Origin of the sequence: Pseudomonas sp. GM50 (genome assembly GCF_000282375.1) — a bacterium.
Classification (GTDB): Bacteria; Pseudomonadota; Gammaproteobacteria; order Pseudomonadales; family Pseudomonadaceae; genus Aquipseudomonas.
The window spans coordinates 1-21,045 of record NZ_AKJK01000019.1; the positions used below are offsets into that span (position 1 = coordinate 1).

25 protein-coding genes are annotated in these 21,045 nt (G+C 60.0%); 7 read left to right on the forward strand and 18 right to left on the reverse strand.

The window, feature by feature from the left end:
• Both PMI30_RS25005 and PMI30_RS25000 read left to right on the forward strand, forming a co-directional pair.
• A partial coding sequence (locus tag PMI30_RS25005; protein WP_008006454.1) for an aminotransferase class III-fold pyridoxal phosphate-dependent enzyme occupies window positions 1–488 on the forward strand: 488 nt, incomplete at its 5' end.
• 81 nt (window positions 489–569) lie between these two features.
• Window positions 570–797 (forward strand): MbtH family protein, encoded by a 228-nt coding sequence (locus PMI30_RS25000; protein WP_008006457.1) that lies wholly within the window; start codon window positions 570–572, stop codon window positions 795–797.
• A gap of 186 nt (window positions 798–983) precedes the next feature.
• Here PMI30_RS25000 and PMI30_RS24995 read toward each other — a convergent pair whose 3' ends face one another.
• The 10 genes from PMI30_RS24995 to soxR form a co-directional block, all read right to left on the reverse strand.
• Window positions 984–1,901: a metal ABC transporter substrate-binding protein gene (locus PMI30_RS24995; RefSeq protein ID WP_008006459.1), complete on the reverse strand. Its 918-nt coding sequence runs from the start codon at window positions 1,899–1,901 to the stop codon at window positions 984–986.
• Complete coding sequence (locus tag PMI30_RS24990) at window positions 1,902–2,801, reverse strand: metal ABC transporter permease (protein WP_007906536.1); 900 nt, start codon at window positions 2,799–2,801, stop codon at window positions 1,902–1,904. It lies immediately after the preceding gene.
• A complete protein-coding gene (locus PMI30_RS24985) occupies window positions 2,801–3,658 on the reverse strand; it encodes a metal ABC transporter ATP-binding protein (RefSeq protein WP_008006461.1) in 858 nt (285 codons plus the stop codon). Before PMI30_RS24985 ends, PMI30_RS24990 begins: the two co-directional genes overlap by 1 nt.
• Window positions 3,655–4,584: a metal ABC transporter substrate-binding protein gene (locus tag PMI30_RS24980; RefSeq protein ID WP_008006463.1), complete on the reverse strand. Its 930-nt coding sequence runs from the start codon at window positions 4,582–4,584 to the stop codon at window positions 3,655–3,657. The genes PMI30_RS24985 and PMI30_RS24980 overlap by 4 nt, the downstream gene beginning before the upstream one ends.
• 35 nt (window positions 4,585–4,619) lie before the next feature.
• On the reverse strand, window positions 4,620–5,195 hold the full coding sequence (locus PMI30_RS24975; RefSeq protein WP_008006465.1) for a DUF6162 family protein: 576 nt from the start codon (window positions 5,193–5,195) through the stop codon (window positions 4,620–4,622).
• Window positions 5,192–5,512, reverse strand: coding sequence for a hypothetical protein (locus tag PMI30_RS24970; RefSeq protein WP_008006467.1), 321 nt, complete (start codon window positions 5,510–5,512; stop codon window positions 5,192–5,194). The genes PMI30_RS24975 and PMI30_RS24970 overlap by 4 nt, the downstream gene beginning before the upstream one ends.
• Window positions 5,509–6,051 carry a hypothetical protein gene (locus tag PMI30_RS24965; protein ID WP_008006468.1) on the reverse strand — a complete coding sequence of 181 codons (543 nt, stop codon included), beginning with the start codon at window positions 6,049–6,051 and terminating at the stop codon, window positions 5,509–5,511. Before PMI30_RS24965 ends, PMI30_RS24970 begins: the two co-directional genes overlap by 4 nt.
• Entirely contained in the window at window positions 6,048–7,247 is a 1,200-nt protein-coding gene (locus tag PMI30_RS24960) for a PepSY-associated TM helix domain-containing protein (protein WP_008006470.1), read from the reverse strand. Before PMI30_RS24960 ends, PMI30_RS24965 begins: the two co-directional genes overlap by 4 nt.
• 361 nt (window positions 7,248–7,608) lie before the next feature.
• Window positions 7,609–8,067: a VOC family protein gene (locus tag PMI30_RS24955; protein ID WP_008006472.1), complete on the reverse strand. Its 459-nt coding sequence runs from the start codon at window positions 8,065–8,067 to the stop codon at window positions 7,609–7,611.
• Window positions 8,068–8,314: 247 nt separating this feature from the next.
• Complete coding sequence (gene soxR, locus PMI30_RS24950) at window positions 8,315–8,782, reverse strand: redox-sensitive transcriptional activator SoxR (protein WP_008006474.1); 468 nt, start codon at window positions 8,780–8,782, stop codon at window positions 8,315–8,317.
• Between the two features lie 93 nt (window positions 8,783–8,875).
• Between soxR and PMI30_RS24945 the strand changes: the two genes are divergently transcribed.
• The gene (locus PMI30_RS24945; protein ID WP_007906557.1) at window positions 8,876–9,241 is read left to right on the forward strand and encodes an antibiotic biosynthesis monooxygenase; all 366 of its coding nucleotides are present in this window, start codon (window positions 8,876–8,878) and stop codon (window positions 9,239–9,241) included.
• Here the strand turns inward: PMI30_RS24945 and PMI30_RS24940 are convergent.
• The 4 genes from PMI30_RS24940 to msuE form a co-directional block, all read right to left on the reverse strand.
• Window positions 9,238–10,341, reverse strand: coding sequence for a sigma-54 interaction domain-containing protein (locus PMI30_RS24940; protein WP_008006476.1), 1,104 nt, complete (start codon window positions 10,339–10,341; stop codon window positions 9,238–9,240). The genes PMI30_RS24945 and PMI30_RS24940 overlap by 4 nt on opposite strands.
• Window positions 10,342–10,365: 24 nt before the next feature.
• A complete protein-coding gene (locus PMI30_RS24935) occupies window positions 10,366–11,553 on the reverse strand; it encodes an acyl-CoA dehydrogenase family protein (RefSeq protein WP_008006478.1) in 1,188 nt (395 codons plus the stop codon).
• A 127-nt stretch (window positions 11,554–11,680) separates the two neighbouring features.
• The gene (gene ssuD, locus PMI30_RS24930; RefSeq protein ID WP_008006481.1) at window positions 11,681–12,826 is read right to left on the reverse strand and encodes an FMNH2-dependent alkanesulfonate monooxygenase; all 1,146 of its coding nucleotides are present in this window, start codon (window positions 12,824–12,826) and stop codon (window positions 11,681–11,683) included.
• Between the two features lie 10 nt (window positions 12,827–12,836).
• Window positions 12,837–13,400: an FMN reductase gene (gene msuE, locus PMI30_RS24925; protein WP_008006482.1), complete on the reverse strand. Its 564-nt coding sequence runs from the start codon at window positions 13,398–13,400 to the stop codon at window positions 12,837–12,839.
• Window positions 13,401–13,811: 411 nt separating this feature from the next.
• On the opposite strand from msuE, the gene PMI30_RS24920 reads away from it, so the two are divergent.
• The 4 genes from PMI30_RS24920 to PMI30_RS24905 all read left to right on the forward strand — a co-directional run bounded on the left by PMI30_RS24920 (window position 13,812) and on the right by PMI30_RS24905 (window position 18,032).
• A complete protein-coding gene (locus tag PMI30_RS24920; RefSeq protein WP_008006484.1) occupies window positions 13,812–14,081 on the forward strand; it encodes a hypothetical protein in 270 nt (89 codons plus the stop codon).
• A 101-nt stretch (window positions 14,082–14,182) separates the two neighbouring features.
• Window positions 14,183–14,797: a LysE family translocator gene (locus tag PMI30_RS24915; protein ID WP_008006486.1), complete on the forward strand. Its 615-nt coding sequence runs from the start codon at window positions 14,183–14,185 to the stop codon at window positions 14,795–14,797.
• Between the two features lie 205 nt (window positions 14,798–15,002).
• A complete protein-coding gene (locus PMI30_RS24910) occupies window positions 15,003–16,169 on the forward strand; it encodes a cysteine desulfurase family protein (protein ID WP_008006488.1) in 1,167 nt (388 codons plus the stop codon).
• A 54-nt stretch (window positions 16,170–16,223) separates the two neighbouring features.
• Window positions 16,224–18,032 carry an aminopeptidase P family protein gene (locus PMI30_RS24905; protein ID WP_008006490.1) on the forward strand — a complete coding sequence of 603 codons (1,809 nt, stop codon included), beginning with the start codon at window positions 16,224–16,226 and terminating at the stop codon, window positions 18,030–18,032.
• Between the two features lie 58 nt (window positions 18,033–18,090).
• Here PMI30_RS24905 and PMI30_RS24900 read toward each other — a convergent pair whose 3' ends face one another.
• From PMI30_RS24900 to rhtA, 4 genes are all read right to left on the reverse strand, one after another.
• Complete coding sequence (locus PMI30_RS24900) at window positions 18,091–18,687, reverse strand: 2-hydroxychromene-2-carboxylate isomerase (protein WP_008006492.1); 597 nt, start codon at window positions 18,685–18,687, stop codon at window positions 18,091–18,093.
• 36 nt (window positions 18,688–18,723) lie between these two features.
• A complete protein-coding gene (locus tag PMI30_RS24895; RefSeq protein ID WP_008006495.1) occupies window positions 18,724–19,464 on the reverse strand; it encodes an SDR family oxidoreductase in 741 nt (246 codons plus the stop codon).
• 98 nt (window positions 19,465–19,562) lie between these two features.
• Window positions 19,563–19,844, reverse strand: a complete 282-nt coding sequence (locus PMI30_RS24890) for a hypothetical protein (RefSeq protein WP_008006497.1) — start codon at window positions 19,842–19,844, stop codon at window positions 19,563–19,565.
• Between the two features lie 168 nt (window positions 19,845–20,012).
• Window positions 20,013–20,900, reverse strand: a complete 888-nt coding sequence (rhtA, locus tag PMI30_RS24885; protein ID WP_008006499.1) for a threonine/homoserine exporter RhtA — start codon at window positions 20,898–20,900, stop codon at window positions 20,013–20,015.
• Window positions 20,901–21,045 lie beyond the last annotated feature (145 nt).

A 21,045-nucleotide genomic window follows, 5' to 3' on the forward strand; every position in this document is an offset into this window, starting at 1 on the left:
GCACCCTGCCGCTGGCGGTGGTGGTCTATCGCGACTGGCTCGACACCTGGCTGCCGGGCGCCCATGCCGGGACCTTCCGCGGTAATCAGATGGCCATGGCCGCAGGCTCTGCGGTGATGCGCTACCTGACGGAGCACAAGGTGTGCGAGCACGCCACCGCCATGGGCGAACGCTTGAGTGAACACCTGCACATCCTGCAGCGGGACTTCCCGCAACTGGGCGATATTCGCGGACGTGGCTTGATGCTGGGCGTCGAACTGGTCGATCCGAGCGGCGTGCCGGATGCTCAGGGTCATCCACCGATATTCGCTCGTCTGGCACCGCTGGTGCAGCGCGAATGCCTCAAGCGCGGGTTGATCCTTGAGCTGGGCGGGCGTCACGGCGGAGTCGTGCGTTTCCTGCCGCCGCTGGTGATCACCGCCACGGAAATCGATCGGGTGGCCGACATTTTCGGCAGGGCCATGGCTGCAGCCATCGCCACTCTCTAAATTTTTTGGTGCCTTGAACGTTCCTTCTACATAACGGCTGCGCACGGCGTGCAGCCCACCCTACAGCGATGGAGAGACAGCATGACGTCAGTATTCGACCGCGAGGACATCCTCTTTCAGGTCGTGGTCAACCACGAAGAGCAATACTCGATCTGGCCCGACTACAAGGCCGTGCCACAAGGCTGGCGCACCGTGGGCAAGAGCGGGATGAAAAAGGAATGCCTGGCCTACATCGAAGAGGTCTGGACCGACATGCGTCCACTGAGCCTGCGCCAGAAAATGGAAGAACAGGCGGCTGTGGCTCACTGAGTCACCGCGCAAAAAGAAGCCCGCTGAACCGGTGACGGTCAGCGGGCTTTTTCATGGCTTGAAATTGCCTTCGCGGGCAAGCCTCGCTCCTACAGGGTTTGGGGTGTCCACACATACCGTGATCAATACAAAAACCTGTAGGAGCGAGGCTTGCCCGCGAAGAACGATAACGCGGTCTAACTGACGTTACGCACCGTTCAACCCCTTGATCACCAAATCCACATTCCCTTCCAATTCTGCCACCGGATCCGCCGCATCGACACTCAACACCACCAACCGACTGCCAGCCTCGGCAATCACCGTTTTCACCGCATCCGACGGCTGGCGATGATGCAGCACCACCGCCACATCATTGTTTTTGAGCGTTGCGCCCAATTGCGTCAGCGCTTCGGGCGTCCACTCGGCATCCGGTCGTGCATCGAGGCCGATCAGCTCCAGATTAAGACCGCCGATCAGGTAGCCGAAATGATCGCTCAGGCTCATCACACTCAGGTTGTCTGCATCGGCCAAGCGTGACTCGCTGTCGGCGCTGAGCTTGAGCAGGCGCTGTTTGAGCGCTGCCAGGTTGGCATCTATCTTCGGTTTGGCTGCTGGCGCCAGGCGCACCAGGTCTGCCGCCATCACATCCGCCATGCGGCCCATATTGTTACTGGCCAACCAAGGCTGACTGTTCAAACCGTCGACCTTGCTGCCAGGCTGCACGGCGATACCAGGCAGGGCGCCGTCCACCGGGCGGGCGGCGTCGATTTCAATGATGCGGATATTGCTGCGCCGTGAGATCGGGTACAGCGGATCATCCGCCCACAGCGACCGCAGACCAATCACCGCATCGGCGTCGGTCGCCAGTTTGGCCAGCGCCGGGGCGCCACGCCCTGTGAAGTAAGCTGTTTGCCGGCTGCCGGGGAGGTTTGATGGCGCCGCACGTTCAAGGTTGACGTCGGTACCTTGGAGCAGAACTTCGCCCAGGCCGTAGGTGATGGGCAGGGAGGCGAGCACGCGTAACGGTCTGGCGCTGTCAGCCGCCAGCAGCGGTGTGGTGACCAGCCCACACAGGGGCAATGTGAAGGTCAATGCCAAGGTCAATTGACGCAGAGAAAAACACATTTATCCGAGGTTCCCTTTCAGACTTGGGACGATGCCGCGAGCAATCGCGGCCAGGGCGAAGGCGATACCGGCCACCAGAATGATCGCGGCACCGGACGGGATAGGCAGGTCAAAGACAATCGGCGCGAGGATTCCGCACAGCGTGCTCACCGTGGCGATCAGCACCGAACACCAGAAGAAACCCTTCAGCGACTGGCTGAGCAATCGCGCGGCCGCCGCTGGAATCACCAATAGCGCACCGACCAGGATCGCACCGATGACTTTCACCGCCGCCACCGTGATCAGGGTCACCAGAATCACGAACAGGTAATCCAGGGTCTTCACTGCCACACCGCGCACCGCCGCCAATTGCGGATTGAAACTGGCAAGCATGATGCGGTTGTACAGCGGCAGGGCCAGCGCCATCACCAGTGAACCGACGATCGCCAATACCAGCAGGTCATTGCCGTTGACGGTCAGCACTGAACCGAACAGCACGTTTTCCAGGATGTGCACATTGATCTTGCCCGCCAGAATCAACAACAGGCTGGCGCCCAGGGCCAACGACACCGAAAGGAATACACCGATCAAAGTATCCGGCGCCAGCCCCGTGCGGTTACGCAGGTAGTTGAGCAAAATGCCAAACAGCAGGCAGTAACCGAACAGGCTGCCATAAGGCCCGGTATAGGGTTCACCGAGCAGAATGCCGATGGCCACACCGGTCAGCGCCGCATGGCCCACCGCTTCGGAGAAAAACGCGAAGCGCTTGACCACCACCAGCGTACCCAAGCCGCCCAACACCGGGCCGATCAACAGCCCGGCGAGCAGGGCATTGACCACAAATCCATAGGCCAGCGCTTCCGGCAGGTAACCCGATGAGGCCCAACCCTGGACCATCAAACGAAAGGCTTCGTAACTCATCAGGCAGCACTCCGGGGATGGGTCGAGAACAAGGTCAGCAGTCGCTCCGGGGTCAGTGCCTGCTTCGGTGTGGCATCGAACAGCACCCGGCGATTGAGCCCGGTAACCCGGTCCGCCAGTCGCCCGACCGCTTCCAGATCATGCTCGATCCACAGCACGGTGATGCCGCTCTGGCGCCAGTCGCCCAGTAGCCGTTCGAACACCTGAATACCAGCCTCATCGAGGGCCGACATCGGTTCATCGAGCACCAGCAATTGCGGCGCCGGAATCAGTCCTTGCGCCAACAAAATGCGCTGGCGCTCACCGCCAGACAACGCGCCCATGCGCCGCTTGCGTTTGTCCTGCATGCCGACCCGTTCCAGGGCTTCGCCAATCGCCGCTGCGTAATGCCTGCTCAAACCGAGGAATGCCGGGCGCCGCTGACACATGGCAGCCATGAAATCGTCGACGGTCATCGGTAAACCGCGATCGAACTCCAGCGCCTGTGGCACGTAGCCGATGGTTCCCGGTTCAGTGGGCCATTGCAGGCTCAAGCGGCCTTGATGCGGCATCTGCCCGAGCAACGTCTTGATCAATGAACTCTTGCCACCACCGTTGGGGCCGACCAGTGCGTGCACGCTGCCGGGCTGGACCTCAAAGGTCACCTTGTCGAGGATCGTCGTGCGCCCCAGCGTGAGGCTGACCTCGGCGAAATCCAGCGTCGGCCCCGAAACCTGTGGGAGCGGCGGTGCGGCGATCCGACTTGCTCGCGAATGCGGCGTGTCATTTAACGACGATGTTGACTGACTGGACGCCTTCGCGAGCAGGCTTGCTCCCACAGGGGTGGCGGTCGGGCTGATGGTTTCTTTAGCGGTCATGCGCCGGACTCCTGAATCGCGCGGACGACGGTATTGAGGTTGCCGGTCATTTCTTTTTCGTACTTGTCGGCGGTGTATTCGCCGTAGGAAATGTGCGACAACGGGTACAGCTTCACCCCCGATTCACGCTGGATGGTCTCGACATAGGTGGACGGGAAATCCATCTCCGAGAAGATTACTTTCACGTCCAGCTCCCGCAGCTGATCGATGGTCTTTTTCAGCTGGCTGGGGCTCGGTTCGATACCGTGGGCCGGCTCGACCACGGCGGTCACTTCCAGGCCAAACTCGCGCAGCAAATAGTCGTAGGCGGCATGCACCGTGGCCACGCGCAGCTCGGCATTCGGCGCCTGGGTCAGTTTTGCCAGGGCGTCGGCGCGCATCTGCCGCAAGCGCTTGCCGTAGGCGCGGGCGTTCTGGGTGTAGGTCTTGGCGTTGGCCGGGTCGAGCTTGCCCAGTTCCCGGGCGATGTTGTTGACTTGGGCAATGGACGCACTGATCGACAGGAACGTGTGCGGATTGACGACCTTGCCGGCGCCCCGTGCAGCGACACCGGTGGCGGCCAGCAGGGGCACGTTTTCGTTGGCTTCGATCACCTTGATGTTCGGGGTTTCGCTGGCGGCGATCATGCGGTCGGCGAAGTCGTCATGGCCCACACCGTTAAGCACGACCACGTCCAGCCCGCTGATGCGCTTGATGTCTTCGGCCCGAGGTTCATAGGCATGCGGGTTGAAACCGGCCGGGATCAGCGGCACCACTTCGGCTTTGTCACCGACGATGTTGGCCACGTAACTGTAATAAGGGTGCAGGGTAATGCCGATGCGCAGGCGCTTGGCTTCATCGGCACTGGCCAGAGGTGTCAGCAAACAGGCAAACAGGCCGACCAGCAGCAGGCGTAAAAGGGAATGACGTTGAGATGAACTAGGCATGGGAAAGCGGTCTTCTCTCGGGTGAAGGCGAGGGTTCAATGCCGATGCTGGCGGGTGACGCCGGCATCGAATTGCGCGACGATTTGCTGCCAGCCGGCGCCGTTGAGCGCAGCGTCGGTGAGATCGTTCGGCGCGGGGAGGGCGCTGCCACGGTTGAGCCAGATGTCCGGCGCGGTGTCGTCTTCAGCGGTCAAGCGCATCAGAAACGAACCGGCCACGATTGGGGCCTGGCTCTGGCCGAAGTAGGCCTTGGTGTCCAGCAACTGCCAGGCATGGCCACCGCGGCTGACGGAACTGGCGTCCCGGGCAAACGGCGCAAAGCCTTCATCGGCGAGGGTGGCGGGTGTGGGCAACGCCTGCTGTTCCTGACGCAACAGATGAATTTCATCCAGCGTGACCCGCAGGTCGGCGTAGATGCCTTGCTCGGAGGCGCTCAGGTCTCGACGGGCATCCAGTTGATGGCTGCCAACGCTACTCACCTCCTGAGCCTCGCCGCGCCAGGCGACCACCGAGCCGGCAACCGCCAGGATCATCAGGCACAACAGCAATACATAAAGGGTTTCATGGCCGGCACCGGCCGGGCGGACGACGTGCGTGGTTGGTGTAGTCATGGGGCCTGGATGTCCGCTTGGTCGATCTCGACGACGTGGCCGGGACCGGCGTCGAACAGCACGTAGAACTCGGCGCCGGGCTTCTTGAACGTCAGGGTCGAATCGCTGCCGAGTTTGCCCGGCACCAGAATGGTTTCGTCGTAGCCGATCACGTCCAGGGTCACGCCCGGCGCGCCGCTGCCGTCGGAGAAACCGCCGGTGCACTGGATCTGTTCGGCGTCGATGGCCTTGCATTCGCACATCGGGTTGTGAGCCAGGGCGCTGGTGCTGAAGGCGGCGCAGAACATCAATAGAACGGGGCGAAAAGCGTTGCTCATGGCTTGCCTCCTTGTTTGTTCAGCCAGGCGAGGGTGGCCGGGGATGCCTGGCTCAGGGGGATAGACGCTTGATGCATGGCGCCGTCCCAACCTTCCATGGTGATCCACAGTTCGGCGTCGGCTTTGGTTTTTACCGGGATCGGCAGCGTCGCACCCATGCGGTACGGCGTGCCGAAGAAAATCACCCCGGCGGCGCGCAGGCTGCGCGGCTTGCCGATGCGCAGGTAAGTCGCCTTGACCTGATCGCGGCAGATGTCACACAGCGCCGAGTTGAAGTTCTTCGTGTAACCGGCCGAGCCATCGGGCCGCGGTGCTTCGTTGCGGAATTCGGCCAGGCGCAGGCTCCAGGGGCCAACCTGGACCTCACCGATTTCCCGCTCACCCAAACCGGTGTCACCACGAAACAGTGCAGCATTGGCGAAGTACTTGGGCATGAATCCCAGCGGCACCAACACCAGCAGAACGTTGATGTGGAAGCGCCATTTGTGCCAGAAGCGGTTCAATTTGGAGCTCGGTTTTTCTGCGGCGAACAGGCTCATTGGCTGACCTCCGTGAGTTCCCGGCTCGTTACCAGAGCAGTCTGACTGCGTGGGCGTTTATTGCTGCGCTTGAGGGCGTTGGCCGTGGCCAGGGCGGTGCGCTTGGTCCAGATCAACAGGCCGCTGAGCACCATCATGCTCAGGATCAGGCCGAAGAAGAACCAGATCAGTTTGATCCAGATACCGCCGAAATCCCCGGTGTGCAGCGGACGCATCGATTCGGTCACCAGTTCCAGCCCCGAGCGGTCCGAGAGCAGGCGGGTGACGGCGACGTCGCCGGTGTACGGGTTGATCTCGGCGGTCTGGAATATCAACGGATACCAGCTGCGCCCGCCCACCTCGAGGTAGCTGTAGGCATTGGCGGGCATACTGACAAAGCTGTCTTCCAGGCCGGGAATGCGCTCCTTGGCCTCGCGGGTCGCCGTCTCCAGGCTAATCATCGGTGCCGGCGCGCCATCGGCGGTGAGAGGCACGCTTTCACGCGGGACCACCGGCGCCACCGGGGCGGTGGAGATTGAAATCTGGTTATCGAACATGAACGCCTGAATCAGGAACCAGGTACTGGTGATGGAAATCACCGCGATGAACCAGATCGACCAGATACCGCTGAGTCGATGAAAGTCGCCCCAGAAAATCCGCGCGCCATGACGAAAGCGCAGGGTCGGTCGGAAGAAGCCTTTCCAGAACCGTTTGTAGACCACCAGCCCGGTCACCAGCGACGCCAGCATCGGCAGCCCGAGGAACGACACCAGATACCAGCCCCAGCTATAGCCGTTGGTGAACGGCACCAGCCACCAACCATGCAGTGCACGCGTGAACGCCTTGAAATTGAATGTCGGAGCAGTGCCCTGAATCACCCCGCTGTAGGGGTTCACATAGACCGTTACCGAGCGTCCGTCAGGGTAATTGACTTCCACGTCCAGAGCGAAATGCGACTCGTCGGGGCGACTGATGCTCTCGACCAGCGTTTGGGGTTCGGCCTTTTTGATAGCGGCGATGATCTGGTCATAGCTGAGCAGCGGCGCGTCGTCCGAAGGCGGGCTGGCGCGCATTTGCGGATTGGCCAGCCAGACGATTTCCTGACTGACCACCGCCAGCGTGCCGGTCACACAGACGATCAGTACAAAGAACCAGACGGGCAGCGCCAGCCAGCTATGGACCAGAAACCAGAGTTTTGAGCGGGATTTCTTCGACATGATTAAAGGTCTTGTTTCGATGAGAGGACCTCTGCTGCGGGCTTCCCAGCGTTGTGGTCCATGAAAAGTCCGGCCGCGGCTTTTGCCTACGCAACCGACTGCATCTAAATAAGACGTATGAGCATCGGAAATCCCGAAAGGGGATATGAAAGTAAATGTTTCTCGCTTCTGCCTTGTGGGGGGAGCGGGATTGCTCGCGATAGCGGTGTGTCAGTCGACATCGCTGTTAAATGTCAAACCGCTTTCGCGAGCAAGCCCGCTCCCACACTGGATCTTCTGTGTGCACACTTTCTGTGTCCGACGAAGATCAACTGTGGGAGCGGGCTTGCTCGCGAAGAGGCCCGAACATTCACTGAAAAACTCAACCCTGCTTAAACATCTCCTTCGCCCGCTGTTCGATCTGCTCCTGAGTCAGATCCTCCTTGCGCGTGGCCAGAAACCACAAATGCCCGTAGGGATCCTTCAAGGTCCCCGAACGGTCGCCATAAAACTGATCCTTGACCTCGGACACCTGCGTGGCACCGGCATCGATGGCTTGCTTAAAGGACTTGTCCACATCGTTCACATACAGATGCAGCCCGACGGACGGCGAGTTGTCCGGGTTGCTCAGTGGGCCTTGGTCGCAGGGTGTGCCAAGCATGATCGGGCAGTCGCCGATACGCAGTTCAGCATGCCCGATGCCGCCATCGGGCATGGCCAGGCGCATGACTTCGGTGGCGCCAAAGGCCTTCTTATAGAAGTCGATGGCTTCGGCAGCTTTCTGAATGCCCAGGTAAGGGGTGATGCTGTGATAACCCTCTGGAATAGGTTTTACGCTCATGACGGTTCTCCTTTTATTGTGGGGTTAAGGTGTTCCTTCGCCGATTTCCGGTCGAATAACTATAGGTCAGCCTCTTTCCTCACAACCGAGTGCCCGACGAGCAGCAGATACTTCCCAAACCACCATCGACTGGCAGGACTCCATCGCGAGCAGGCTCGCTCCCACAATAGTTTTGTGTCGTGAACGAGTATTGGGTCTGAAAACAGATCCAATGTGGGGGGCGAGCCCGCTCGCGATAGCCGCGCCGCTATTTCCGATCAACCCCCGACTCAAGCAACTGCGCGCCCGGCCCGCGCTCACCCAACACATCACCAAAGTTACGCAGCGGACACGCCTCCATCGACAAACATCCGCACCCGATGCAGCCATTAAGCCTGTCTCGCAGCAAGGTCAGCTGGTTGATCCGCTCATCCAGATCCCGGCTCCACTGCGCCGACAACACTTTCCAGTCCGCCGCCGTCGGTGCACGGTTATCCGGCAGGGATTTCAACGCCTCGCCAATCTCCGCGAGCGGAATCCCCAAGCGCTGAGCCACTTTTATCAGCGCCACCCGGCGCAACACTTCCCGCGGATAACGCCGCTGATTGCCCTGATTGCGATTGCTTTTGATCAGGCCCTTGGATTCATAAAAGTGCAGCGCCGTGACCGCCACACCACTGCGGGCGGCCACTTGGCCGACGGTCAGTTCTTTATGCAGGTTTTGCGAGGTGATCATTTAAAAAATGCCCTTGACCTCTAGTTAGCTCGAGGTTTTACCCTGCAGGCCTTCGGATCGCAAGATCCGGCTTACAGTGAGTGGGGACTATTCATGCACGCGCCAGAGAAAAATCGCAGCTTCACCCAACTGATCGAATTCGAGATCGAGCCCCGTCAGCAGGCCGCGCTGGTGTCGGCCCTGTCGGCGCACACCGAACGTCTGGCCCAAGGCTACACAGGGTTTCTGAGTGCCAGCATCCAGGCCAGCGACGATGGCCGACGGGTGCTCAATTACCTGCAATGGCAATCCCGCGAAGCCGGGGAAGCAGCCTTTCAGAGCTTTGAAAGTGGCGAGCAGGATTTCTGGCAGCTGATTCGCGCCCATCGGGCGAAAACTGTCACCTTCGGCTCATTTCAGGTGCTGCATAGCCTGGCGCTTAGCCACGACAACGCACTGCATTGTCATCTGACCAGCTAGATCGACAACTGCATCAAACGCTCACCCTGTACGTTCTCCGTGGGTCGGCGTTTATTCACCGCCAGTTCGCCGATCTTGATCAGCCGGGTGCGGGTTACGTTGCGGCTCAGCCCCAGCAGGGCAGCAGTGTGCACCTGGTTGTAGTGGCTGAAGCGGTAGGCTGCCCGCAGCAACGCATCTTCGACTTTCTCGTGCAGCGCGCCGGCCTGTTGCTCGAAGAGCTTTTGAAAGGCCCGATCGAGCAAGGCTTCCGGTGAGTCGTCGACGTTGGCGTGGTGGTCGTCCTGACGCTCGATGCGCATGTTCGACAGGCGCAAGTCATCGCGCTCGATCACACCATTGCGGCAGATCAGCAGGGTGTGGTGAATGACGTTTTCCAGTTCACGGATGTTGCCGGGCCAGCTGTAGCTGCGCAGTTTGTGTTCGGCCTCTTTGCTGATGGTGATGCTGCCGTAACCCAAACGCTGGCTGTAGGCTTCGACGAAATGCCGGGTCAGCGGCAGGATGTCGCCGGGGCGTTCGCGCAATGGGCTCAGTTCCAGGCTGACCACGTCAAGGCGGTAATACAGGTCCTCGCGAAAGTGTCCGGCGTTGATGGCTTTTTCCAGTTGCACGTTGGTCGCCGCCAGCACTCGCACATCGATGGGAATGCTCTTGCGCGAACCCAGGCGCACCACTTCGCGCTCCTGCAACACACGCAGCAGTTTTACCTGAATCGCCATTGGCAGATCGCCGATTTCGTCGAGGAACAAGGTGCCGCCATCGGCCTCTTCGAACCAGCCGGCCTTGGCGCTCAGCGCACCGGTGAAGGCGCCTTTTTCATGGCCGAACAGCTCGGCCTCCACCAGCGATTCGGAGAATGCGCCGCAGTTCACCGCCACGAATGGCCGGTTGCGCCGGGCGCTGAGGTTGTGGATGTGCCGCGCCACCAGCTCCTTGCCGGTGCCGGTTTCACCGATGATCAGCACGCTGGCCTCACTCGGCGCGACCTGCTGCAAGTGCGCGAGCAGGGCCTGGGATTTCGGGTCTTCGAACACCTGCGCCGTAGCGCGAATCGAGGTGGCCAGCGCGGGCGAGGGCGGTAAGGTCAGCAGTTGCATGGGACAGGCTCCATGAGTGGAAGGCTATGAATAGAAGGTCGGGATCGGCAGGGACTGGTTCAGCGCCCAGTCACCCAGTTCATGGAGTTTGTAATCCACCGGGTCGTGCAGGGTTTGCGTGCGCAGATTGCGCCAGTGGCGGTCCAGCCGCAGTGAGGCATGAGTCGAACGGGCGCCGGTCACTTCGAACAAACGGCTACACAGTTCCAGGCCATTGCGCGTCGCTGCGACCTTGGCGGTGGCGATGGCGGTGGCCAGATGTCCGCGCTCCTCGGCGCTCAGAGTCGGCCCCTTGGCCCAAGCCTTGTCGAGCAATTCGGCGGCGCGTTGTACCAGCAATCGAACACCTTCCAGTGCCACCCAGAATTCGCCGTAATGGCCGAGTACGTAAGGATCCTGCCGCACATCCGCAGCACTGGATTTGTGCCACGGACGGGTTTCAGTGAGGGTGTATTGCCGCGCCTCTTCGAAAGCGCCTTCGGCAATGCCGAGGAACATATGGGTGAACGTGAGCTGGGCGATCAAGGGGCGCAGACAGGCGAATGGCGTGCTCAACGGGCCGGGGTCGAGTAGCAGTTCCGACTCTTCGACCCGCACCCGTTCAAACGTGGCGCTGCCGCTGTCGGTCTGGCGCTGACCCATGTTGTTCCAGTCGTTGTGCAGCGTGATACCGCTGCGCCCACTGGGAATCGCGGCGATCAACAACTTGCCGCCGGCACTTTCATCGACGGCCGAGGCGATCAGCATTTCCGAATCACTGGCGCCGGAGCAGAAGCTCTTCTTGCCGGAAAACTCGCGCCAACTACCGAGGTTTTTTACCACGGTGCGGGTGTCCAGCGGGTTGAGGGCGTTGCCCCAGAACCAGTTCTTGCGCGCGGTTTGTTCAAACCACGGTTGCCATTGTTCGGGCCGGGCGAACAGGCGCACGGTGGCGAGCATCAGGTGATGGAAACCGAAGACGTGAGCGATTGAACTGTCGACCTTGGCGAACTCGCGCACGATGGTCAGGGTTTCGCTCCAGCTGGCGCCGAGACCGCCGTACTGGACGGGAATGCTTAAAGCGAGCAGGCCGCTGTGGCGTAAGGCATCACGTTCGGCTTTCGGCGTACCACCGCGTTCATCGCGCTCGACAGCGGTCAGCGCAAACTCGGCGGCCAGCTGGCGGGCGGTCTGCAAGGGGGACAACAGGGCGCTTAGCGGCTTGGCAGTCACGCGGGGTTCCTCTTATGAACGACGTTTTCCTGTAGGAGCGAGGCTTGCCCGCGAAGCAAGCACCGCGGTGTATCGGAGGCACCGCGTTATCGTTCTTCGCGGGCAAGCCTCGCTCCTACAGATCGCATCAGGCTTTGGCGTGAGCCGGCAGCACATCATTGGCAATCATTTCGCCAAACGGCCCGGTGAGGTTGGTGACGCCACGTCCGGCCAGGCTGGCATATGGCTCGGGCAACAGCGGGAACACCAGTTCGGCAAAGCGATAAGCCTCTTCGAGATGCGGGTAGCCGGAGAAGATGAAACTCTCGATCCCCAAGTCCGCGTACTCCTTGATCCGCGCCGCCACTTGCTGCGGGTCACCCACCAGCGCAGTCCCGGCACCGCCGCGTACCAGACCGACACCGGCCCACAGGTTGGGCGAGATTTCCAGGTTGTCGCGACGGCCGTCATGCAACGCGGCCATGCGCCGCTGGCCTTCGGAATCAAATCGCGAGAACGACTTTTGCGCGGCAGCAATGGTCTCGTCGCTGATGTGCTCGATGAGTTTGTCCGCGGCTTTCCAGGCCTCTTCGGCCGTCTCGCGCACGATCACATGCAGGCGAATCCCGAACTTCACCGTGCGACCGTTTCGCGCCGCGCGCGCTCGAACATCGGCCAGTTTTTCAGCCACGGCGGCAGGCGGTTCGCCCCATGTCAGGTAAACGTCGACCTGCTCGGCGGCCAAGTCATGAGCGGCATCGGACGAGCCCCCGAAATACAGCGGCGGATAAGGCTTCTGCACTGGTGGATACAGCGCTTTGGCGTTCTGCACTCGCAGGTGTTTGCCTTCGAAATCCACCGATTCGCCTTGCAGCACGCGGCGCCAGATCTTCAGGAATTCGTCGGTGACTTCGTAGCGTTCGCTGTGATCGAGAAAACTGCCGTCGCCACGGTTTTCATCTGGGTCGCCGCCGGTCACCACATTGATCAGCAAGCGACCGCCAGACAGTCGATCCAGAGTCGCGGCCATCCGTGCCGAAACTGTCGGCGAAATAATCCCCGGACGGATCGCGACCAGATACCGCAGGCGTTCGGTCAGTGGCACCAGGGCCGAGGCGATCACCCACGAGTCCTCGCAGGAACGTCCAGTGGGAATCAGCACGCCGTGGTAACCCAGACTGTCGGCAGCCTGGGCCACTTGTTTCAAATAGTTGAGGGTCACCGGGCGGGCGCCCTGAGTAGTGCCCAGGTAATGGCCGTCGCCGTGGGTCGGCAGAAACCAGAAAACATCCATGAAGAGATCCTTAAGCGATTTTCAGCAGATTTTTGGGGTGCACGCCGAACAACGGCGCCGCGCGCTCTGCAGCAAGACGAATGCGGGCCTTCAAGGGCTCACTGGTTATTTGATAATTGGAGAAGTCGGCTTCGGTGGCATAGACGCCAATCGGCAAGGTCAAGGCCTGGAAGAAACTGAACAGCGGGCGCAACTGATGATCGAGCACCAGCGCATGACGTTCGCTGCCGCCGGTGGCGGCCAGCAGCACCGGAGTGTCGATCAGCGCGTTGAGGTCGATCAGGTCGAACAGGTGCTTGAGCAGGCCTGGGTAGGAGCCGCGATAAACCGGCGCGGCGACGATCAGCAAGTCGGCGCTTTCGATCGCTTGCAACTCGGCTTCGATGTCGGCGCTCAGTTCCTGACGCGACAGCGCGGCGCCCAGCGGTCGGGCGATATCACCCAGTTCGATCAGCTTGCTCTCGATCGGCAACTGCTCGGCCAGTTCGGCCAACAGCGCCTGGGTCAACACCAACGTGCGAGACGGACGCCAGGTACCGCCGGAGAGGGCAACGACTTTCAATGGACGCGACATGATCAGTTCCTTTTTTAAACAGTTGCTCAGCGAGCAGTGATGAGTCACCGGAGTTGAGCAAGAGCTGTACCAATCCTTGGGAGCCCCGTTTTCCGTGGCTTTCAGCGCGGTTGTTGGCAGGCGCTGTTCGATTTGACCGGGTGTTTGTTGATTGACTGTTGCCTGGCAAACAGTTGCGTGGGCAACAGTGCGTGGGGCGATGGAGTCGTTTATAAAGACTCTCTGTTATTCCGTGAAAGACATTAAATTAATATTTATATTCAATTTGGAAATATAAGGTTGATGTAGGAGCTGCCGAAGGCTGCGATCCTTTGATCCGATACCCACTATCGAGAGCGTTGATTTCTACCCTTCGAGCGGCACGGGTAGCCTGTGTTCATTGCCCCAAACACAGATATGCGGACGCCCGAAATGAAATCTCTACTCGCCACTTTCTTGCTGCTCGCCATCTCCGTTCTCGCCGGATGTGCCAGCCATGTTTCACCGGAATTGCGGCCCTACACCGCTGAAGAAACCCGGGAACTGGCGCTGGAGGCCCTGAATCGTCGTGGCTTGTCCTTCGAGGAGTACCATGCGAAGAAAGCCGAATTGCTCGGCCAGCCGGCAAAATCGTTCAGTTTCGACAAACAAGGCGAGATGAACGCCGAACGCGCGGTACAGCTGCACGGCCGCCCAAGCTGAGCGACGACTGTACTGCTCGAACTTTCACGCAACTGTCCATGGGTTTTGCGCAAGGCGTGCGATAGGGTCAATACCTGACTGACCCTGATGGATTGTCCCCCATGACACTCTCGCTCGACCTGCTGCTGGGCTTTGCCTTGTTTGCCCTTGTCACCTCGATCACTCCTGGCCCGAACAACACCATGCTGCTGGCTTCGGGGGTGAATTTCGGTTTTAACCGCACCATTCCCCACATGCTGGGCATCACCTGCGGCTTCTTTGTCCTGGTGGTCGCCGTCGGTTTCGGCCTGGGCGCGGTGTTTCAAACCTATCCAATGCTTTACACCGTGTTGCGCTATGTCGGCGCGGCGTATTTGCTGTACCTGGCGTGGAAGATTGCTCATTCCGGGCCGGTCGCCGAGGGTGAACAGGGCGAGGGCAAGCCGATCAGTTATTTGGGCGCGGCAGCCTTTCAGTGGGTCAACCCCAAGGCCTGGATCATGGCCATCGGTGCCATCAGCACCTATACGCCGATGCAGGGCTATTTCACCAATGTGATTGTGATTGCCGCGGTCTTCGCCTTGATCAACCTGCCAAGCGTCGGGGTGTGGGCCGGTTGCGGCACGCTGCTGCGCAATGTGCTGCGCGATCGCCGCTGGTTGCGGCTGTTCAACTGGGGTATGGCCTTATTGTTGGTGGCTTCGCTGTATCCGTTATTGCTCGACAGTTTTAGCTGACGCATTGCTTCATCCGGTGGCCCGATGCCTGTTAAGCTCGACTTCAGGAGCGTTCCTACGCACTTTTAAATGAAGTTGTTCTTCTTTAATGGCCTCCGATCAGGTATTGCTGTCGTTCTGAAAATTCGGCGTCGCTCATGAGGCGGCGCTTTGAAACTTCCAGTGACGAGCTTCCTGATCCCGGAACACGCTCTGCGAGTCTTTTATGAATAAACGTCCGTTGTATTTCGACTACGCCGCCACCACGCCGGTGGATGAGCGGGTCATCAAGGTCATGGTCGAGTGTCTGGGTTTCACCGGTAACTTCGGCAATCCAGCGTCCAGTTCCCACGCCTTCGGCCAACAGGCCCGGCAATCGGTCGAGCAAGCACGGCGCCAGGTCGCCGAATTGGTGGGCGCCCAGGCGGAACAGATCGTCTGGACCTCCGGCGCCACCGAATCCAACAACCTTGCCCTCAAGGGCGTGGCCCAGGCCCGCGGTGTATCCGGCGGCCACATCATCACCAGCCAGATCGAACACAAAGCGATTCTCGACACTGCAAAACAGTTGCAGGACGCAGGCATTGCGGTGACGTATCTGGTGCCCGATGCCGAAGGCCTGATTACTCCACAAGCGGTCAGCGCAGCGATGCGTGAGGACACCTTTCTGGTGTCGTTGATGCTGGTCAATAACGAACTGGGCACCATCAACGACATCCCGGCCATCGGCCAGGTGGTGCGTGATCGCGATGCGTTATTTCACGTTGATGCGGCTCAGGGCGCGGGTAAAGTGGTGATCGATCTGGCCCGGTGGCCGGTGGATTTGATGTCGTTCTCGGCGCACAAGGTCTACGGTCCCAAAGGCATCGGCGCGCTGTATGTCGGCCCTCGTGCGCAGCAGCGTCTGCAGGCGCAGATCCACGGCGGCGGTCATGAGGGCGGGTTGCGTTCCGGCACGCTGGCGACGCACCAGATTGCCGCAATGGGTGCAGCCTTCGCGTTGGCGGCGCAATTGTTCGATGAAGAGAAAGCCACCATCGCGCGTCTGCGTGAACGCTTGCTCGAACCGCTGCTGAGCATCCCCGGCGTGCGTCTCAATGGTAGCCCGACCCAGCGCATTCCCCATACCTTGAGCCTGACCTTCAACGAAGGCGAGTTCAGTTCCACGGCGTTGAGCAGCTCGATCGCGTTTTCTGCGACCTCGGCCTGTAATTCCGCCAGCAATGCGCCGTCCCATGTGCTGCTGGCCCTGGGGCATGACGCACGCTCGGCCAGTCGCACCATTCGCTTGAGCCTGGGGCGTTTCACCACCGAGCAGGATATCGATCAAGCGGTACACCTGATTAAAGCGGCTTGCGCCAGTGCTCCGGCATTCTGGGCGATAGGTCCTTAAGCGCCGACCCGATCGGCACCGAATAATAATGATGAGTGGTTAGCAGGAGACACGATGAGTACACAGCCTTTGACCAATGGATTGGTACCCCAGCGCCTGGCGCAAACCCGCGAGCTGATGAGCCGGGAGGGCATTCATGCTCTGCTGGTGCCGTCGGCCGACCCGCACCTGTCGGAATACCTGCCGGGCTATTGGCAGGGACGGCAGTGGCTGTCGGGTTTTCATGGCTCGGTGGGCACGCTGATTGTCACGCCGGATTTTGCCGGTGTCTGGGCCGACAGCCGCTATTGGGAGCAAGCGAGCAAGGAGCTCAAGGGCAGCGGCATCGAACTGGTCAAGCTGCAACCGGGTCAACCCGGCCCGCTCGATTGGCTGGCCGAGCAAACCCCTGAAGGCGGTGTCGTTGCAGTCGATGGCGCGGTGATGGCTGTGGCCTCCGCGCGTACTTTGAGCAGCAAACTCGAAGAGCGCGGCGCGCGTCTGCGCACCGACATCGATCTGCTGAGTGACGTCTGGAGTGATCGTCCAAGTCTGCCGAACGAGCCGATCTATCAGCACTTGCCGCCTCAGGCGACGGTCAGCCGTGGCGAAAAACTCGCCAAACTGCGTGAGGCGCTGAAAGAGCGCGGTGCCGATTGGCACTTCATCGCCACCCTCGATGACATCGCCTGGTTGTTCAACCTGCGCGGCGGCGATGTGTCGTTCAACCCCGTGTTCGTGTCCTTCGCCCTGATCAGCCAGCAGCAGGCCACCTTATTCGTCGCCCTGAGCAAAGTGAGCGCCGAGCTGCGCGCCATTCTCGAACAGGACGGCGTGACCCTGCGCGATTACAGCGAAGTGGCCGCCGCCTTGCGCGCCGTGCCGAGCGGCGCAAGCCTGCAAGTCGATCCCGCGCGGGTCACGGCCGGTCTGCTGGATAACCTGAACAGCGGCGTGAAACTGCTCGAAGGCTTGAACCCGACCACCCTGGCCAAGTCGCAGAAAAGCCTGGCGGATGCCGAGCACATTCGTCGGGCAATGGAGCAGGATGGCGCGGCGCTGTGCGAATTCTTCGCCTGGCTGGAAGCGGCTTGGGGGCGTGAGCGCATCACCGAACTGACCATCGACGAACACCTGACCGCGGCGCGTACCCGGCGTCCGGATTATGTGTCGCTGAGCTTCAACACCATTGCCGCGTTCAACGCCAACGGTGCGATGCCGCACTACCACGCCACCGAAGAAGAACACGCGGTGATCGAGGGTGACGGCCTGTTGCTGATCGACTCCGGCGGCCAATACCTGGGCGGTACCACCGACATCACCCGAATGGTGCCGGTGGGGACGCCGACTGACGAGCAGAAGCGCGATTGCACCCGCGTGCTCAAAGGCGTGATTGCACTCTCCCGTGCACAGTTCCCACGAGGCATTCTGTCGCCGTTGCTGGACGCTATTGCCCGTGCACCGATCTGGGCCGAAAGCGTCGACTATGGTCACGGCACTGGTCATGGCGTCGGCTACTTCCTCAATGTTCACGAAGGTCCGCAAGTCATCGCCTATCAGGCTGCGGCTGCACCGCAAACCGCGATGCAGCCGGGGATGATCACATCCATCGAACCGGGCACTTACCGTCCGGGTCGCTGGGGTGTGCGGATCGAGAATCTGGTCTTGAACCGCGAGGCGGGCAAGAGCGAATTCGGTGAGTTCCTGAAATTCGAAACCCTGACCCTGTGCCCGATCGACACCCGTTGCCTGGAACCATCGCTGCTGACTGAAGACGAAAAGCAGTGGTTCAACGGTTATCACGCCGAGGTGCGTGAACGCTTGAGCCCGTTGCTCAATGGTGCGGCCCTCGAATGGTTGAACACCCGAACCGCGGCTATTTGAGCGGTTTGAGTCCAGGCGCTGTGTCCAGCGCCTGGCTCATTTCATAGGCAGGCGTTGGCTATTGCGCACGCAGGGCTTCAAGGACGAAGTCCAGCCGATCCTGGCCGAAGAACAACTGATCACCGACAAACATGCTCGGCGCACCGAATACACCGCGTTGCACCGCTTCCTCGGTGTTTTCCTTGAGGGCGGCTTTGATGGTCTCATCGGCGGTCAGTGCCAGCACCTCGTTTGGATCGAAACCGTTTTGCGTCAGCACGGCGGCAACAGTCGCTGGATCATCGAGGCTGCATCCCTCAACCCACAAGGCGTGAAACAGGCAATCGATAAACGCCTGAGAGCGTTCGGGATAGCGTAGTTGCATGCCTGTGACAGCGCGCATCAGCATCAGGGTATTGATCGGGAAGTTCGGGTTGAACTTCAGCGGTACGCCATAGCGTTTGGCATAACGGTCCAGGTCCTGAAACATGTAGCGACCCTTGGCCGGTACGGTGATGGGAGACGCATTGCCAGTAGCTTTGAAGACGCCACCCAGCAGCATCGGTCTGTAGATCAGCTGACTATCGGTCTGTTTGCAGATATTCGGCAGTTGGGTATGGGCCAGGTAAGTGGCGGGGCTGCCGAGGTCGAAAAAGAACTCCACGGTTTTGCTCATGATCGATGTGCTCTTCTTGTTGTTGTAGAGGAGGGCTTACCAGCGTTCGCTCCAGGGGCGCAGATCCAGCTCGAAGGTCCACGCGTCCCGTGGCTGGCTGTGCAGGTACCAATAGTTATCGGCAATGTGCTCGGGATTGAGGATGCCTTCCTGATCCTTGGTCGCGTATTTTTCCGGGAAGTTGTCGCGGATAAAATCGGTATCGATGGCGCCATCAACTACGACGTGGGCGACGTGGATGTTCATCGGTCCCAGTTCACGGGCCATGCTTTGCGCCAAGGCGCGAATCCCGTGCTTGGCACCGGCGAAGGCGGCGAAACCCGCGGCGCCGCGCAAGCCAGCAGTGGCGCCGGTGAACAGGATCGTGCCTCGTTGTCGGGTGACCATGCGCTTGGCCACTTCACGGGCGTTGAGAAACCCTGAGAAACAGGCCATTTCCCAAATCTTGAAATACTTGCGGGCGGTTTCTTCGAGAATACTGCAAGGCACATTGGCGCCGATATTGAAGACGAACGCTTCGATGGGACCGATCTCGGTTTCGATCTGCTCAATGAGTGCTATCACGTCTTCTTCATTACGCGCATCGCAGGCAAAACCGTGGGCCTCGCCGCCACTGGCTGCGATGGACTCTACCAATGGCTGGAGTTTGTCTGCGCTGCGACGTGTGACGCAGGCGACATAACCTTCACGGGCAAAACGTTTGGCGATGGCGCCGCCGGTGGCATCGCCTGCGCCGACGACCAATACGGTTTTCTTGTTATTGATAGCGGTAGTCATGGATATCGCCCTTTGCTGAACGGTCATTGACTGACGAACGTTAGCAGCATCGGGGCGAAGCGCCTATCGGGCTACACAAGCCCGATAGGAAGGGAGGGTTACTTGCAGATGACGATCATGCTGCGGCTGGTGTAGCCGGCTGGGTTGAGGCCGAACGGATAGTCACCGGGCTCTTCCACCGCATCGCCTGACTTGGCGATGACTTTGTAACCCTTGGGCGCGCACGAGTTGGCGGCGCTGGTGTAGCACTTGTCCCACGACGACGAGAGCCCCGAACAGTTGATATGCAGTCCTTTCTTGCCGTGTTTCGTCTGGGGTTTCGAGGTCGCCGCGCAACCTGTAATTGCAAGTATGGCGATCAGTATCAAAATTCGTTTCATTGCTGTCCTTAATAGCGGCCCCGGATCTGTGCCTGGGTCTGCCTGCATTCGCTTTTGCTTGAAGCGTTCTGATATCCCTATCTGAAAAAATCCATGTCTGACACTGAGTTACGTAGCCTAAACATGGCCTAATTGAGCGGTAAATACCAGACCTGCGTCAATCTTGTTTCAATCCGCTGCGACCACAGGCTTGGCACTACTCCCCATGGTCAGGGTCGCGCCGACGGAAGCCAGAATGATGCACAGGATAGCCATCCACTGTGACAGGGAAAGGTATTCCTGGAGAAACAACAGGCCGGACAGTGCACCGATCGCAGGTTCGATGCTCATCAATGTACCGAAGGTCCGGGCTGGTATCCGTGTGAGGGCGACCATCTCCAGGGTGTAGGGCAGGGCGGTGGACAAAATGGCGACCCCGATGGCCACGGGAATCAACGAGGGTGTCAGTAACGCGGTGCCAGCGTGGACAATGCCGATGGGCGCTACGAACAGGGCGGCAATCATCACGCCCAATGCTGCGGTCTGCACCCCATTGTCAGCACCGGCCTTCTGGCCGAACAGTATGTACAGCGCCCAACAGACACCAGCACCAAGGGCATAACCTGCGCCGACCAGATCGATGCCTGCACTGGTGGCGCCTGTCGGAATCAATAGCAGTAAACCCAAGGCTGCCAGAGCGATCCATAGAAAGTCGATCGCTCGACGTGAGGCATAAATAGCGACTGCCAATGGGCCGGTGAACTCCAGGGCTACGGCGATACCCAGAGGGACCGTGCGCAAGGACATATAGAAGAGGAAGTTCATGCCGCCCAACGCCATTCCGTAGACGATAACGGTGCGCAGGGATTTCGCGGTGAGCTTCGCTCGCCATGGGCGCAACAACAGCAGCATGATCACACTGGCAAAGATCAGTCGCAGGGTGGTCGTTCCTTGAGCACCGATAACCGGGAACATGCTTTTGGCCAGGGACGCTCCGGACTGGATCGATGCCATGGCTATCAAGAGCAGGCCAACCGAGAACAGGGTCGAGGCAAGGCTGCGGGGGTGGTCATTCATTACGTAGCATCGTCCGAAGTAGCAAGCGAGAGTATTGTTTTATGTGTTGGGCAATATACTGCGCATTCGTTGCGGGCGCGTCTATATATAAGGAGGGTTTTTGAACATTCTGATAGAAAAACCAAATCAGGGGTTGACGGCAGAT